The organism is Pseudomonas sp. NPDC088429, assembly GCF_044753305.1.
Classification (GTDB): domain Bacteria; phylum Pseudomonadota; class Gammaproteobacteria; order Pseudomonadales; family Pseudomonadaceae; genus Aquipseudomonas; species Aquipseudomonas rustica.
The window spans coordinates 1-14,179 of the sequence record NZ_JBIVMX010000065.1 but is presented as its reverse complement, the minus strand read 5'-3'; the positions used below and the strand labels follow the sequence as shown (position 1 = coordinate 14,179).

The following is a 14,179-nucleotide window of genomic DNA, read 5'->3' as shown; positions in this document are numbered from 1 at the left end:
GCTTATTCGCCCCAGACATCCTTCAAGACGTTGACCCAGTTCTCGCCCATGATCTTGCGCACGACGCGCTCGGGATGGCCGCGCTTGAGCAGGGTTTCGGTCAGGTTCGGGAACTCGCCGACGGTGCGGATGCCCAGCGGGTTGATGATCTTGCCGAAGCTGGTCAGGCGGCGGGCGTAGCCCTTGTCGTGAGTCAGGTATTCGAAGAAGTCCTGGCCGTGACCCTGGGTGAAGTCGGTGCCGATGCCGATGGCGTCTTCGCCGACGATGTTCATCACGTATTCGATCGCTTCGGCGTAGTCGTCGATGGTCGAATCGATGCCCTTGGCGAGGAACGGCGCAAACATGGTCACACCGACAAAACCGCCGTGGTCGGCAATGAACTTCAGCTCTTCATCGGACTTGTTGCGCGGGTGCTCTTTGAGGCCCGACGGCAGGCAGTGGGAATAGCAGACCGGTTTTTTCGATTCGAGGATGACTTCTTCAGAAGTCTTGGAACCGACGTGGGACAGGTCGCACATGACGCCGACGCGGTTCATCTCGGCGACGATCTCGCGACCGAAGCCCGAGAGGCCGCCGTCACGTTCGTAGCAACCGGTGCCGACCAGATTCTGGGTGTTGTAGCACATCTGCACGATGCCGACGCCGAGCTGCTTGAACACCTCGACATAGCCGATCTGGTCTTCAAAGGCGTGGGCATTCTGGAAGCCGAAGAGGATGCCGGTCTTGCCCTGCTCCTTGGCTTTGCGGATGTCGGCGGTGGTGCGCACCGGCATCACCAGGTCGCTGTTGTCGCGGATCAGCTTCTGGCTGGCGGCAATATTGTTCACGGTCGCCTGAAAGCCTTCCCACACCGACACAGTGCAGTTGGCTGCCGTCAGACCGCCCTTGCGCATGTCTTCAAACAGCTCGCGGTTCCATTTGGCAATGATCAGACCGTCGATAACGATGCTGTCGGCGTGTAATTCGGCTGGGCTCATCAGGCGTCCCCTTATTGGCGATTCATGCGCCGAATCGTCTGCCGGCGCTTTGGGGCCAGCATATGCCTCGGTGCAGGGGCGACCGGGTGCAAAAACGACAGGGGAATTGCCGAAAGCGTCAATCCGCGACAAAGGGTCATCCGCCGCCCCGACCGGCCACCTTTCCAAGCCCGCACGCTTGAGCCAGAATCACCGGCATCTTGCAAACACCACTGGATTAGAGCGGCGACAACAATGAAATCGATCTTCCTGGCCCTGGCACTGATTGCGACCGGCGTACACGCCGCCGAAGAGTCCGACAACAACCCGTGCGACGCAGTCGAAAACGACGTCCAGACCCTGGAATGCTCGACCTACAGCCGCACCACCGCCGAAGACCTGCTCAAAGACAACTACGCCAGCCTGACCGAACGCATGCAGACCGCATACGGCAAAAACGCCACGCAACTGGCGGACATCACTGCCAAACTCAAGACTGCTCAACAGCAGTGGCTGAAGACGCGGGATGCGGATTGCGCGGTTGAGGCATTCCCGGCGACGGCGGGGAGCAAGGCTTTTACCATCGCGCAGAATGATTGCGTGGCGCGGATGAGTGATGAGCGGTCGGAGTTTTTGGAGTCGATTGGGCAGGAGTGAGTGTCTGAGCTGTAAGCTGCCCTTCTATAGCCAATCTAGGTAATCACATGAACATCTGCGGCATTGAAATCAAAGGCAGCGAAGCGATCATCGCCGTGGCCGCTCTCGACGGTTCGACCCTGAGCCACATTCCCCTCGCCACCAAGAAAATCGCCCTCGACGAAGATGACGAAGCGGCGAACGTGAAGCTGTTCGCGGCGCAAGTGGCGTCGTTTGTGCGTGAGAATTCGGTTGACCGGATTGCGATCAAGAAGCGCAGCAAGAAGGGTGAGTTTGCCGGTGGGCCGACGACGTTCAAGATTGAGGGGATTTTGCAGTTGCTCGATGGTTGTGAAGTGACGTTGTTGTCGCCGCAGACGATCAATGCGCAGGCGAAGAAGCATAATTTTGAGCTGCCGGGGACGCTGAACAAGTATCAGCATGAGGCTTATAAGGCGGCGTGTTCGGCGTTGGTGAAAAAGTAAGATCAAAAGATCGCAGCCTTCGGCAGCTCCTACATTGGAATGCAATCAACTGTAGGAGCTGCCGAAGGCTGCGATCTTTTGATTTCAGGCTTGGGCGGTACGCCGGTCTTCGCGGGGGCAGCGGGCGAATTTTGCGCGATAGCTGCGGGTGAAGTAGGACGGTGATTCAAACCCGCAGGCGATGCTGACTTCGAGCACGCTCATGTCGGTCTGACGCAGCAACTGCCGGGCCTTTTCCAGGCGCAATCGCAGGTAAAAGTTACTCGGCGTATCGTTCAGATGCAGCCGAAACAACCGTTCCAGTTGCCGCCGCGTGACTTTGATCGATTCCGCCAATTGCAGCGTGGTCAGCGGCGGTTCGCTGTGCTGCTCCATCTCGCCAATCACCTGCACTAATTTCTTGTTATTGATGCCATAACGCGTAGCGACTTCCATGCGCTGGTGGTCTTTGCGCGGGCGAATCCGCCCCAGCACAAACTGCTCACTGACCTCAATCGCCAGCTGCGGCCCATGGGCCTGGGCGATCAGATCGAGCATCAGATCGATGGACGCGGTGCCGCCCGCCGAGGTGATGCGCCGACGGTCGATCTCGAACAGCTCCTGAGTGACGCTGAGCTGTGGATAAGATTCCTTGAACGCATCGATCGCTTCCCAGTGCAGGGTCAGGCGATGGCCCTCAAGCAACCCGGCTTCGGCAAGGACAAAGCTGCCCGTGTCGATGGCGCCCAGCGTCACGCCATCGTTATCCAGCCGCCGCAGCCAATGTTCCAGCACCGGCGTGGCAAACTTCAGCGGTTCAAACCCGGCCACCACCAATAACGTCGCACCTTTCTTCAGGGGTTCCAGCGCGGCATCGGCGTTGACCGACATGCCGTTGCTCGCCAGCACCGCCCCGCCATCGGCGCTGAGTACGTGCCAGCGGTACAGCTCGCCACGAAAGCGGTTGGCTACGCGCAGCGGTTCGATGGCGGAGATAAAGCCAATGGCGGAGAAGCCCGGCATCAGCAAAAAATAGAAATCCTGGGACATGTGCGCACTCGATTCGCGGGTAACGAGAGGGAGGGGAGCGTGGAGCGTGGAGCGTGGAGCGTGGATCGTGGATCGTGGATCGTTGATACGCCGATTGTCGTCAGCGTTCAAGGGTGCAGGTCGCTACAGTGCAAATGCCCGTCGCCGTAGTGCGCTTGCACGGGTGCATTGCTGCGTAACTTTGCATCACCGGCGCATCAGATGCCGGGAACCACAATAACGACCTGCCGAGGAACCCGACATGAAACGACTGATCAGCAGCTGTGTTCTTGCACTCAGCGGTACCGCTTTCTTGAGCGCCAGCGTCATGGCGGCCGAACCTGCGTCATGCCAGAACGTGCGCATGGGCGTGGTGAACTGGACCGACGTGATCGCCACCAGTGCGATGACCCAGGTACTGCTCGACGGCCTCGGCTACAACACCAAACAAACCAGCGCGTCCCAGCAAATCATCTTCGCCGGGATTCGCGATCAGCGTCTGGACTTGTTCCTCGGTTACTGGAACCCGTTGATGACGCAGACCATTACGCCGTTTGTCGACGCCAATCAGGTCAAAGTCCTTGAAGCACCAAGCCTGAAGGACGCCCGCGCCACCCTCGCGGTACCGACTTATCTGGCAGATAAAGGCCTGAAAACCTTTGCCGACATCGCCAAGTTCGAAAAGGAACTCGGCGGCAAGATCTACGGCATCGAGCCAGGCTCAGGCGCCAATACGCAGATCAAGGCAATGATCGCCAAGAACCAGTTCGGCCTCGGCAAGTTCCAGTTGGTCGAGTCGAGCGAGGCCGGCATGCTCGCCGCCGTCGATCGCGCCGTGCGCCGCAAAGAGGCCGTGGTGTTCTTCGGCTGGGCGCCGCACCCGATGAACGTCAACGTGAAGATGACCTATCTCACCGGCAGTGAAGACGCCCTCGGCCCGAACGAAGGCATGGCGACGGTGTGGACAGTGACCGCGCCGAAATACGCCGAGCAATGCCCGAACATCGGTCGCCTGCTGAGTAATCTGACCTACACCGCCGAAGACGAGAGCCGGATGATGCAGCCGCTGCTCGATCACAAGGATGCTTTCGAATCCGCCAAGCAATGGCTCAAGGATCACCCGGAAGACAAGCAGCGCTGGCTCGACGGTGTGACCACGTTCGATGGCAAACCAGCCGCTGAAAACCTCCAGCTGACCAGCAAATAACCCTCTCAATTTAAAGCCCCTCTCCCTGACGGGAGAGAGAGGACTGAACCACGCTTCGCAGCCCCGAAACGGGCTGCGGACAGACCCATCACGCCTGAAGGAAACCGCACCATGAACCACGACGTCATCATCACCTGCGCACTCACCGGTGCTGGCGACACGACCGCCAGAAGCCCTCATGTGCCGGTCACCCCGAAACAAATCGCTGCGGCGGCCGTTGAAGCCGCCAAGGCTGGCGCCACCGTCGTGCACTGCCACGTGCGTGATCCGCAAACCGGCAAGTTCAGCCGCGACGTGGCGCTTTACCGCGAAGTGATGGAGCGCATCCGCGAGGCGGACGTCGACATCATCGTCAACCTCACCGCCGGCATGGGCGGCGACCTGGAAATCGGCGCGGGCGAGAACCCGATGGAGTTCGGCCCGAACACCGATCTGGTCGGCCCGTTGACCCGTCTGGCGCACGTAGAAGAATTGCTCCCGGAAATTTGCACCCTCGATTGCGGCACCCTGAATTTCGGCGATGGCGACACCATTTACGTCTCGACGCCGGCGCAACTGCGTGCCGGCGCCAAGCGCATTACCGAGCTAGGCGTGAAGGCCGAGCTGGAAATTTTCGACACCGGGCATCTGTGGTTTGCCAAGCAGATGATCAAGGAAGGTTTGCTGGATAACCCGCTGTTTCAGCTGTGCCTGGGCATTCCATGGGGCGCGCCGGCGGATACCACGACGATGAAAGCCATGGTCGATAACTTGCCCGCCGATGCAGTGTGGGCCGGGTTCGGCATTGGCCGGATGCAGATGCCGATGGCGGCGCAAGCGGTGCTGCTTGGCGGCAACGTGCGGGTCGGGCTGGAAGACAACCTGTGGCTGGACAAAGGTGTGCTGGCGACCAACGGCCAATTGGTTGAGCGCGCCAGCGAAATCCTCAGCCGCCTCGGCGCCCGCGTGCTGACCCCGGCGGAAGGTCGCAAGAAAATGGGCCTGACCCAGCGCGGCTAAGCCTCAGCCAAAAAATGGGGCTCTCACAGCCCCCCAATTCCAGCTGTAGGAGCTGCCGAAGGCTGCGATCTTTTGATCTTGTTTTTTTAGATCAAGATCAAAAGATCGCAGCCTTCGGCAGCTCCTACAGGGATTACTTTCCACGGGAAAATTCCTATGAGCTTTATCACCGAAATCAAAACCTTCGCCGCGCTGGGCAGCGGTGTCATCGGCAGTGGCTGGGTCGCCCGTGCCCTCGCCCATGGCCTCGACGTGGTCGCTTGGGATCCGGCGCCCGGCGCTGAAGCGGCGCTGCGCAAACGCGTCGCCAATGCCTGGGGTGCGCTGGAGAAAAACGGACTGGCACCGGGTGCTTCGCAGGATCGTCTGCGCTTTGTCGCGACCATCGAAGAATGCGTGCGCGATGCCGATTTCATTCAGGAAAGCGCTCCGGAACGTCTGGAGCTGAAACTCGATCTGCACAGCAAAATCAGCGCAGCGGCCAAGCCGAATGCATTGATTGGTTCGAGCACTTCGGGGCTGTTGCCGAGTGAGTTTTACGAGAGTTCGACGCATCCGGAACGTTGCGTGGTCGGCCACCCGTTCAACCCGGTTTATCTGTTGCCGTTGGTCGAAGTGGTCGGAGGCAAAAACACTGCGCCGGAAGCCGTGCAAGCGGCGATGAAAGTCTACGAATCGCTCGGCATGCGCCCGTTGCATGTGCGCAAGGAAGTGCCAGGATTCATCGCCGATCGCTTGCTCGAAGCGCTGTGGCGTGAGGCATTGCACCTGGTTAACGACGGTGTCGCGACCACGGGCGAGATCGACGATGCGATCCGTTTTGGCGCTGGATTGCGCTGGTCGTTTATGGGCACGTTCCTGACTTATACGCTGGCCGGTGGCGATGCCGGGATGCGCCACTTCATGTCGCAATTCGGCCCGGCGTTGCAGTTGCCGTGGACCTATCTGCCGGCGCCGGAACTGACTGACAAGTTGATTGACGATGTGGTCGATGGCACCAGCGATCAGCTCGGTCGGCACAGTATTTCGGCGCTGGAGCGCTATCGTGATGATTGCTTGCTGGCGGTGCTGGAGGCGGTGAAGACCACCAAGGAAAAGCATGGGATGAGTTTCAGCGAATAGGCCGTTTAATGATCGTTCCCACGCTCTGCGTGGGAATGCAGCCCGGGACGCTCCGCGTCCCAGAAGCGTGACGCAGAGCGTCACAGGAGGCGTTCCCACGCAGAGCGTGGGGACGATCGCGCCAGGAGAAAACATGCCCACCCTCACCACCTACCAAACCAAAATCATCCCCGACTGGGTCGACTACAACGGCCACCTGCGCGATGCCTTCTACCTGCTGATTTTCAGCTACGCCACCGATGCCCTGATGGATCGCCTCGGCATGGACAGCAACAACCGCGAAGCCAGCGGCCACTCGCTGTTCACCCTCGAGCTGCACCTCAACTATCTGCACGAAGTGAAGCTCGATACCGAAGTCGAGGTGCGCACGCAAATCATCGGCCACGACAGCAAACGCCTGCACCTCTATCACAGCCTGCACAAGGTCGGTGACGGTCAGGAACTGGCCGGCAACGAGCAAATGCTCCTCCACGTCGACCTCGCCGGGCCACGTTCGGCACCGTTCAGCGCCGACACCTTGAGCCGTCTGCAAGCCATCGTCACCGAGCAGAAAGACCTGCCCGCTCCCGCTTACATCGGCCGCGTCATCGCGCTGCCACCCGCCCGGTAATTCCATCAATCGCAAGGAGCCGCCATGAACACCGCTGCCGCTGTTGCCGACTTCCGTACTTATCCGTTGATCAGCGCGCTAAGCGGCGTGCAGAGTCTGGCGGATCGTGTTGCCATCGAGTGGGCTGACGGCCGCGTCAGCCCGTTTCACCATGTCTGGTTACGGGACAATTGCCCGTGTCAGCAATGCGTTTACAACGTTACGCGCGAACAGGTTTTCGAGATCGTCGATGCCGCTGAAGAGTTGAAACCAACAGCCGCACACATCGACACCGATGGCTGCTTACGCATCGATTGGCAGGACGGCCACCTCAGCCGTTTTGATCCGGGCTGGCTACGCGCTCACGCCTACGACGATGAATCCCGCGCGGAACGCCTCGAAGCCAAACCCAAGCCCTACCTGTGGCGCAGCGATTTGCAGTTGCCGGTGTTCGAGTACGCGGCGCTGATGAACGACAACGCCGCCCTCCTGCAATGGCTGCTCGCCATTCGCGACATCGGCCTGACCCAAGTACGCGGCGTGCCCACCGAACCCGGTTCGCTGAAACTCATCGCCCAGCGGATTTCATTCATCCGCGAGAGCAATTTCGGCGTGCTGTTCAATGTGCAATCCAAGGCCGATGCCGACAGCAATGCCTACACCGCTTTCAACCTGCCATTGCACACGGACCTGCCGACGCGCGAGTTGCAACCGGGGCTGCAATTTCTGCATTGTCTGGTGAATGACGCCGAGGGTGGCGAGAGTATTTTTGTCGATGGCTTTGCGATTGCCGATGCCTTGCGCAGTGAAGACCCCGCGTCGTTTCAGGCCCTGTGTGAAATCCCCGTGGAGTTTCGCAATAAGGATCGGCACAGCGACTATCGCTGCCTGGCGCCGATCATTGCTTTGGATGCGCTGGGGCGCGTGGCGGAGATTCGCATGGCGAACTTCTTGCGCGGGGCGTTTGATACGTCGGTGGAGCAGATGCCTTTGTTGTATCGGGCGTATCGGCGATTTATCGCGATGACCCGCGAGCCACGGTTTCGGTTGATGCAGCGGCTGAATCCGGGCGAGCTGTGGTGCTTTGATAATCGCCGCACGTTGCATGCGCGCAATGCGTTCGACCCGGCCACCGGGGCGCGGCATTTTCAGGGCTGCTATATCGACCGGGATGAGTTGTTGTCGCGGATTCTCGTGTTGCAGCGTTAGACCGTAAAAAGATCGCAGCCTTCGGCAGCTCCTACATTGGAATGCGTTCAATGTAGGAGCTGCCGAAGGCTGCGATCTTTGCTTTTATAAGCAGGCAAAAAAAGCCCCGATTCCAGCCGTGACCGGATCGGGGCTCAAGCTACTGTTGAGGAGCTGCCGTGCGAGGGTGACCAAACCTTCGTGAAGCGAGCTTGCGCCAGTGTGCCCACTCCCCTGTCTGTCGAGTTAGCCGAAAACGACCTGTTCATAGTCGTCGCAGCCACACAGACAAAACGCCCTTGCCGTCCCCGTCCCGGCCTTACAGAATCAAGCCAAGACCTCCGTTGCCACAGAAGGATTTGCGTGATGATGTACGCCGATTTGATTGACCAGGAAGACCTGTTGGGACAGCTCAAGGCCTTGGGTTTTCAGGTGCCGAGCGGTTCCACAGCCGAGCAGGCCTGCGAGTGTGCGGTGCGGGGTCTGGATAATGTTCGCGCGTTTGAACTGCGCAAGATGGTCAAGGACATGTACACCAGCGGCGCCAGTATTCAGCCGGCGGTGCGGCAGGCGATCGACAAGCAGTTGTTGCCAGCATTGGCGGACTATCAGCAAAGCCATAGCGCCTGACAGCAGATCAAAAGATCGCAGCCTTCGGCAGCTCCTACATTGGAATGCATGATCGTTCCCACGCTCTGCGTGGGAATGCCTCAACGGACGCTCCGCGTTCGGCCCTTTGGGACGCAGAGCGTCCCGGTCTGCGTTCCCACGCAGAGCGTGGGAACGATCCTTATCAGAGCCTTACGCTGGCAAACGTCGATTCATTGCGCGCCTGACTCAACGCCGACATCGGCCCCGACAGCGGCGACATCACGATCGCTTGCGGCAGTGGCAGCATCGCCACTTGTTGGGTGGTGTTGGAACCTACGCGCTCGTCACGCGGCGGAATGCCGAAGTATTCGCGGTAGCACTTGGAGAAGTGCGGCGTCGACACGAAACCACAAACCGAAGCCACTTCGATGATCGACATCGGCGTCTGCTTGAGCAGTTGCCGGGCGCGGATCAGGCGCAGCTTCAAGTAGTAACGCGACGGCGAGCAGTGCAGGTATTTCTGGAACAGCCGCTCCAGCTGTCGACGCGACACGGCCACATACACCGCCAGCTCATCCAAATCGATTGGCTCTTCCAGATTGGCTTCCATCAGCGCAACGATTTCCTGCAACTTCGGCTGATTGGTGCCGAGCATGTGCTTGAGCGGTACGCGCTGGTGATCCTGCTCGTTGCGGATGCGTTCGTAGACGAACATTTCCGAGATCGCGGCGGACAGTTCACGGCCGTGATCGCGGCTGATCAGGTGCAGCATCATGTCCAGCGGCGCGGTGCCGCCAGAGCTGGTGAAACGGTTACGGTCAAGGGTGAACAAACGGGTGCTCATGGCCACGCGCGGAAAAGCTTCCTGCATCGCCGCCAGACATTCCCAGTGCACGCTGCAATCGAAACCGTCGAGCAACCCGGCGCAGGCCAGTGCCCAACTGCCGGTGCACACGGCGCCGAGGCGCTTGGACTGGCGCGCCTGGCTTTGCAGCCACGAGACGTGTTCACGGGTAACGGTGCGTTGAATGCCGATGCCGCCGCAGACAATGATGGTGTCCAGTGGCGGGGCTTTGTGCATGGAGGCGTCTGGGGTGATTTGCAGACCGTCACTGGCCCACACCTGGCCGCCATCGACGGTGAGGGTGCTCCAGCGATACAGCTCGCGACCGGACAATTGGTTGGCCATGCGCAGGGGTTCTACTGCAGAGGCCAGAGAAATCAGCGTGAAATTGTCCAGCAGCAGAAAGCCGATGGATTGAGGCGCACGGTTCTGGGGTTGGGCCCCGGAGTTGAACGACGTCATCGCGGTATCTCCTCACACAAAGCGGGTGATGGCCTCAGGCGGAGGCTCTTGTTATGGCCATCGTTCTCGCGTGGGAGACGGGCTTTGTTATGACAGAGCAATTGCCATGCCTAAAGTTGGATGGCCGTTCAATAACTCCTGAAAACGACCTGCTGAAGTGTCTATACAAGCCGTGCGACGGAAGGTGTTTCGAAGTGCCATCAGGGCGGGTGATAGCCCTGCGCAAAGGATCGTGAGCAAATCGGTAGCACTTGTGGGAACAGGGCTGAGCGCATTTGTATCGGAGTGTCACCACAGGCACGGGTGACGGGCGGTAGGGGTGGTGGTTGGGCGGTGTGGCTGAGAAAGGCGCTTATCTGATTGCGACGCGCTAAAAGGTGGCGTGTTTGATTGGGTGTGTTCACTTGCTGAGCAGTTTTGACTGGTCTGGCGCCTTCGCGAGCAGGCTCACTCCTACAGGGGAACGCATTCCAATTATAGGAGTGAGCCTGCTCGCGATAGAGGCGACTCGGTCTCAGCACTCAACCGCACTAACCGCCAACCCACCCCGCGAGGTCTCTTTATATTTGTCATGCATGTCGGCCCCGGTATCGCGCATGGTGCGGATCACCCGATCCAGCGAAATAAAGTGCTGACCATCGCCACGCAACGCCATCTGCGCCGCATTGATCGCCTTCACCGCCGCAATCGCATTGCGCTCGATACACGGCACTTGCACCAGTCCTCCGACCGGATCGCAGGTCAGACCAAGGTTGTGTTCCAGGCCAATCTCCGCCGCGTTGCACAACTGCTCCGGCGTAGCACCGAGAATCTCCGCCAGCCCCGCCGCCGCCATTGCGCACGCCGAACCGACTTCACCCTGACAGCCGACTTCGGCACCCGAGATCGAAGCATTCTTCTTGCACAGAATCCCCACCGCCGCCGCACTCAGGAAGTAGTCGACCACGTTGGCATCCGTCACCGCTTCGCTGAACTTCATAAAGTAGTGCAGCACCGCCGGAATGATCCCCGCCGCGCCATTGGTCGGCGCCGTCACCATGCGCCCGCCCGCCGCGTTCTCTTCATTCACCGCCAGCGCAAACAGGTTGACCCACTCCATCGCGCTGAGCGTCGAGCCGATCACATTGGGCTTACCCAACTCCTGCAGACTGCGATGCAACTTCGCCGCACGCCGCCGCACATTCAAACCGCCGGGCAGGATGCCTTCGTGTTTCAGTCCCTGCTCGACGCAATCCTGCATCGCCCGCCATAGCTTCATCAGGCCGGCGCGAATCTCTTCTTCACTGCGCCAGACTTTTTCGTTAGCCATCATCAACTCGGCAACGCGCAGGTTGTTCTTCTTGCACAGATCCAGCAGTTCAACCGCGCTGGAAAAGTCATAAGGCAATTCAGTGCGATCCAGATCGACGACACCGCTGGATGCCTGTGCTTCGTCCACGACAAAACCGCCGCCAACCGAATAGTAGGTGTCGCGATGCAATTCACCGTGATCGCCTTCAGCAACAATGGTCATCGCATTGGGATGGAACGGCAGGTTTTCATCGATCAGACGCATGTCTCGCGCCCAGACAAACGGCACTGATAAACGACCGTCCAATAACAGCGTATCGATTTCACGCAGTGCCTGAATGCGCGGGCCAATCTGCGCCGGGTCGATTGCGTCCGGCCACTCACCCATCAACCCCATGATCACCGCGTTATCGCTGCCGTGACCGATACCGGTGGCCGACAGCGAACCGAATAGTTGCACCTCGATCCGCCGCACCTGTTCCAGCTGATGCTTGTCCCGCAGCGACTCGACAAACAACGCCGCCGCGCGCATCGGCCCGACGGTGTGGGAACTGGACGGGCCGATGCCGATTTTGAACAGGTCGAAAACGCTGATAGCCATTGCTGCAGAGCTCCTGAGGATGCCGGTCCGGGACGCAAAAGCGCCCGCTGGCGGAGCTGCTACGCTCAAGCTGCGATCCGCCAGAATGCCCGCATCATCAGGCTTTTGTCGGAACGCACGGCGTCTGGCACCGACGCACTCATGTCCACCAGCGCCGCGCCGATTTCGCCCCGGTTTTCGCCGTTTTTGTGCGGTTCAGATGGCTGATCGGGGCAGAAAAAAGCTGTAAACGACGTCACCGACACTAGATACGACCATCCCTGTACTGGATACGACCCCCCCTGTAGGCGTCAGATTTTCACTGGTACATGATCGTTATGACTCGATTGCAAGGCGCCGTGGTAGAGCTGTCTCCAGAACGCCATCCAACCGCAACCTATAAGTGCGGTGGTCCACAGTCGGAACACTGCCAAAAAAAACACCAAGGAGTCCATCCATGAAAGGTTCCCCGTCGTTGTTATTGGCCGCCATGCTGAGTCTGCCGTTACTGGCGCAAGCTGCAGAACCGGCGCAGTGCAGTACCGTGAATTTCTCCGATGTCGGCTGGACTGACATCACCGCGACCACCGCGACCACCTCCGTTGTTCTCAACGCCCTCGGCTACAAAACCAAGACCACCATGATCTCCGTGCCCGTGACCTACAAGTCGCTGGCGGACGGCAAGAACATGGACGTGTTCCTCGGTAACTGGATGCCGACCATGGAGAACGACATCAAGGCCTACCGCGACGCCGGTACCGTGGAAACCGTGCGCACCAACCTCAAGGGCGCCAAGTACACCCTCGCTGTGCCGCAAGCCCTGTATGACAAAGGTCTGCACGACTTCGCCGACATCGCCAAATTCAAGAAAGAACTCGACGGCAAGATCTACGGGATCGAGCCTGGCAACGACGGCAACCGTCTGATCCAGAGCATGATCGAGAAGGACGCTTTCGGCCTGAAAACCGCCGGTTTCAAAGTCGTCGAATCGTCGGAAGCGGGCATGCTCTCGCAGGTTGATCGCGCGCAAAAACGCGACACCGCCGTGGTCTTCCTCGGCTGGGCGCCGCACCCGATGAACAAGCGCTTCAAGATTCAATACCTGACCGGTGGCGATGATTTCTTCGGCCCCGATTTCGGTGCGGCAACCGTGGCGACCAACACCCGCAAGGGTTACGCCGAGGAATGCAGCAACGTCGGTCAGTTGCTGAAAAACCTGGAGTTCAACGTCGACATGGAAAGCGAACTGATGGGCAACATCCTCGACGACAAGATGAAGCCTGACGCGGCCGCCAAGGCCTGGCTGAAAAAGAATCCACAGGTGCTCGATACCTGGCTCGCTGGCGTGACCACCATTGACGGTAAACCTGGCCTGGAGGCCGTGAAAGCCAAGCTGAATCAGTAATCGCTTATGCCGGGGGAGCTTGCTCCCTCGGGCTGTTTATTTCCTCGCATGCGGACGTTCACTACCATGCTGATTGATCAGAAAATACCTTTAGGCCAGTACATCGCGGGCTTCGTTGAATGGTTGACGCAACACGGCGCCAACACCTTCGACGCAATCGCCGTGACACTGGAAACGATGATCCACGGCGTGACGTTTGCGCTCACCTGGTTCAACCCTTTTGTCTTGATCGGCCTCATCGCCCTGCTCGCGCATTTCATCCAGCGCAAATGGGGATTGACCGTTTTCGTCATCGCTTCCTTTCTGCTGATCCTCAATCTGGGGTACTGGCAGGAAACCATGGAAACCCTCGCCCAGGTGCTGTTCGCGACCCTGGTCTGCGTGGTCATCGGCGTGCCGTTGGGCATCGTCGCCGCGCACAAACCGATGTTCTACACGTTAATGCGTCCGGTACTCGATCTGATGCAGACCGTACCGACCTTCGTTTACCTCATTCCTACCCTGACCCTCTTCGGGCTGGGTGTGGTGCCGGGCCTGATCTCTACGGTGGTGTTCGCCATCGCTGCGCCGATCCGCCTGACCTACCTGGGCATCCGCGATGTCCCGCAAGAACTGATGGACGCCGGCAAAGCCTTCGGCTGCTCGCGTCGCCAATTGCTCTCACGGATCGAACTGCCTCACGCCATGCCGAGCATCGCTGCCGGCATCACCCAGTGCATCATGCTGTCGCTGTCGATGGTGGTGATCGCGGCACTGGTAGGCGCCGACGGACTCGGCAAACCGGTGGTCAACGCACTGAACACGGCCGATATCG

The 14,179-nt window shown here is 59.5% G+C and carries 15 protein-coding genes; 10 read left to right on the top strand and 5 right to left on the bottom strand.

Translation table 11 applies throughout. The features are described 5' to 3' along the window. Positions 1–2: 2 nt before the first annotated feature. A complete protein-coding gene (locus ACIP66_RS23790) occupies positions 3–980 on the bottom strand; it encodes a dipeptidase (RefSeq protein ID WP_008083166.1) in 978 nt (325 codons plus the stop codon). Between the two features lie 234 nt (positions 981–1,214). Here ACIP66_RS23790 and ACIP66_RS23785 point away from each other — a divergent pair, with 234 nt between their 5' ends. Together ACIP66_RS23785 and ACIP66_RS23780 are read left to right on the top strand one after the other, a co-directional pair. Further along, positions 1,215–1,616 (top strand): lysozyme inhibitor LprI family protein, encoded by a 402-nt coding sequence (locus ACIP66_RS23785; RefSeq protein ID WP_008083168.1) that lies wholly within the window; start codon positions 1,215–1,217, stop codon positions 1,614–1,616. A 47-nt stretch (positions 1,617–1,663) separates the two neighbouring features. Further along, the gene (locus tag ACIP66_RS23780; RefSeq protein WP_158959954.1) at positions 1,664–2,080 is read left to right on the top strand and encodes a DUF3010 family protein; all 417 of its coding nucleotides are present in this window, start codon (positions 1,664–1,666) and stop codon (positions 2,078–2,080) included. An 84-nt stretch (positions 2,081–2,164) separates the two neighbouring features. Here the strand turns inward: ACIP66_RS23780 and ACIP66_RS23775 are convergent, their stop codons facing one another. Then, on the bottom strand, positions 2,165–3,109 hold the full coding sequence (locus ACIP66_RS23775) for a GlxA family transcriptional regulator (protein ID WP_212545040.1): 945 nt from the start codon (positions 3,107–3,109) through the stop codon (positions 2,165–2,167). A gap of 241 nt (positions 3,110–3,350) precedes the next feature. Between ACIP66_RS23775 and ACIP66_RS23770 the strand changes: the two genes are divergently transcribed. From ACIP66_RS23770 to ACIP66_RS23745, 6 genes are all read left to right on the top strand, one after another. Beyond that, positions 3,351–4,295: a choline ABC transporter substrate-binding protein gene (locus ACIP66_RS23770; protein WP_053124565.1), complete on the top strand. Its 945-nt coding sequence runs from the start codon at positions 3,351–3,353 to the stop codon at positions 4,293–4,295. Positions 4,296–4,406: 111 nt separating this feature from the next. Next, positions 4,407–5,294: a 3-keto-5-aminohexanoate cleavage protein gene (locus ACIP66_RS23765; RefSeq protein WP_053124567.1), complete on the top strand. Its 888-nt coding sequence runs from the start codon at positions 4,407–4,409 to the stop codon at positions 5,292–5,294. A 156-nt stretch (positions 5,295–5,450) separates the two neighbouring features. Continuing rightward, positions 5,451–6,416 (top strand): L-carnitine dehydrogenase, encoded by a 966-nt coding sequence (locus ACIP66_RS23760; protein WP_011336297.1) that lies wholly within the window; start codon positions 5,451–5,453, stop codon positions 6,414–6,416. Between the two features lie 133 nt (positions 6,417–6,549). Further along, the gene (locus ACIP66_RS23755; RefSeq protein WP_400651346.1) at positions 6,550–7,026 is read left to right on the top strand and encodes a thioesterase family protein; all 477 of its coding nucleotides are present in this window, start codon (positions 6,550–6,552) and stop codon (positions 7,024–7,026) included. Positions 7,027–7,050: 24 nt separating this feature from the next. Continuing rightward, a complete protein-coding gene (locus tag ACIP66_RS23750; RefSeq protein WP_400651342.1) occupies positions 7,051–8,214 on the top strand; it encodes a gamma-butyrobetaine dioxygenase in 1,164 nt (387 codons plus the stop codon). Between the two features lie 345 nt (positions 8,215–8,559). Next, positions 8,560–8,823 carry a hypothetical protein gene (locus ACIP66_RS23745; protein WP_007962640.1) on the top strand — a complete coding sequence of 88 codons (264 nt, stop codon included), beginning with the start codon at positions 8,560–8,562 and terminating at the stop codon, positions 8,821–8,823. A gap of 163 nt (positions 8,824–8,986) precedes the next feature. On the opposite strand, the gene ACIP66_RS23740 is transcribed toward ACIP66_RS23745, so the two are convergent. The 3 genes from ACIP66_RS23740 to ACIP66_RS23730 all read right to left on the bottom strand — a co-directional run bounded on the left by ACIP66_RS23740 (position 8,987) and on the right by ACIP66_RS23730 (position 12,226). Beyond that, complete coding sequence (locus ACIP66_RS23740) at positions 8,987–10,090, bottom strand: GlxA family transcriptional regulator (RefSeq protein WP_053124577.1); 1,104 nt, start codon at positions 10,088–10,090, stop codon at positions 8,987–8,989. Between the two features lie 514 nt (positions 10,091–10,604). Next, positions 10,605–11,981, bottom strand: coding sequence for an L-serine ammonia-lyase (locus ACIP66_RS23735; RefSeq protein WP_400651338.1), 1,377 nt, complete (start codon positions 11,979–11,981; stop codon positions 10,605–10,607). Between the two features lie 65 nt (positions 11,982–12,046). Continuing rightward, positions 12,047–12,226 carry a hypothetical protein gene (locus ACIP66_RS23730; protein ID WP_400651336.1) on the bottom strand — a complete coding sequence of 60 codons (180 nt, stop codon included), beginning with the start codon at positions 12,224–12,226 and terminating at the stop codon, positions 12,047–12,049. A 191-nt stretch (positions 12,227–12,417) separates the two neighbouring features. Between ACIP66_RS23730 and ACIP66_RS23725 the strand changes: the two genes are divergently transcribed. Together ACIP66_RS23725 and choW are read left to right on the top strand one after the other, a co-directional pair. Further along, positions 12,418–13,365: a choline ABC transporter substrate-binding protein gene (locus ACIP66_RS23725; RefSeq protein WP_212545044.1), complete on the top strand. Its 948-nt coding sequence runs from the start codon at positions 12,418–12,420 to the stop codon at positions 13,363–13,365. 66 nt (positions 13,366–13,431) lie between these two features. Then, positions 13,432–14,179, top strand: a 748-nt coding sequence (gene choW, locus ACIP66_RS23720) for a choline ABC transporter permease subunit (protein ID WP_400651333.1), incomplete at its 3' end; no start/stop codon positions are given.

What these genes read in the sequence shown, in the direction of transcription:
- ACIP66_RS23790 (WP_008083166.1), bottom strand. Translation starts at nt 980, where the DNA reads ATGAGCCCAGCCGAATTACACGCCGACAGCATCGTTATCGACGGTCTG.
- ACIP66_RS23785 (WP_008083168.1), top strand. Translation starts at nt 1,215, where the DNA reads ATGAAATCGATCTTCCTGGCCCTGGCACTGATTGCGACCGGCGTACAC.
- ACIP66_RS23780 (WP_158959954.1), top strand. Translation starts at nt 1,664, where the DNA reads ATGAACATCTGCGGCATTGAAATCAAAGGCAGCGAAGCGATCATCGCC.
- ACIP66_RS23775 (WP_212545040.1), bottom strand. Translation starts at nt 3,109, where the DNA reads ATGTCCCAGGATTTCTATTTTTTGCTGATGCCGGGCTTCTCCGCCATT.
- ACIP66_RS23770 (WP_053124565.1), top strand. Translation starts at nt 3,351, where the DNA reads ATGAAACGACTGATCAGCAGCTGTGTTCTTGCACTCAGCGGTACCGCT.
- ACIP66_RS23765 (WP_053124567.1), top strand. Translation starts at nt 4,407, where the DNA reads ATGAACCACGACGTCATCATCACCTGCGCACTCACCGGTGCTGGCGAC.
- ACIP66_RS23760 (WP_011336297.1), top strand. Translation starts at nt 5,451, where the DNA reads ATGAGCTTTATCACCGAAATCAAAACCTTCGCCGCGCTGGGCAGCGGT.
- ACIP66_RS23755 (WP_400651346.1), top strand. Translation starts at nt 6,550, where the DNA reads ATGCCCACCCTCACCACCTACCAAACCAAAATCATCCCCGACTGGGTC.
- ACIP66_RS23750 (WP_400651342.1), top strand. Translation starts at nt 7,051, where the DNA reads ATGAACACCGCTGCCGCTGTTGCCGACTTCCGTACTTATCCGTTGATC.
- ACIP66_RS23745 (WP_007962640.1), top strand. Translation starts at nt 8,560, where the DNA reads ATGATGTACGCCGATTTGATTGACCAGGAAGACCTGTTGGGACAGCTC.
- ACIP66_RS23740 (WP_053124577.1), bottom strand. Translation starts at nt 10,090, where the DNA reads ATGACGTCGTTCAACTCCGGGGCCCAACCCCAGAACCGTGCGCCTCAA.
- ACIP66_RS23735 (WP_400651338.1), bottom strand. Translation starts at nt 11,981, where the DNA reads ATGGCTATCAGCGTTTTCGACCTGTTCAAAATCGGCATCGGCCCGTCC.
- ACIP66_RS23725 (WP_212545044.1), top strand. Translation starts at nt 12,418, where the DNA reads ATGAAAGGTTCCCCGTCGTTGTTATTGGCCGCCATGCTGAGTCTGCCG.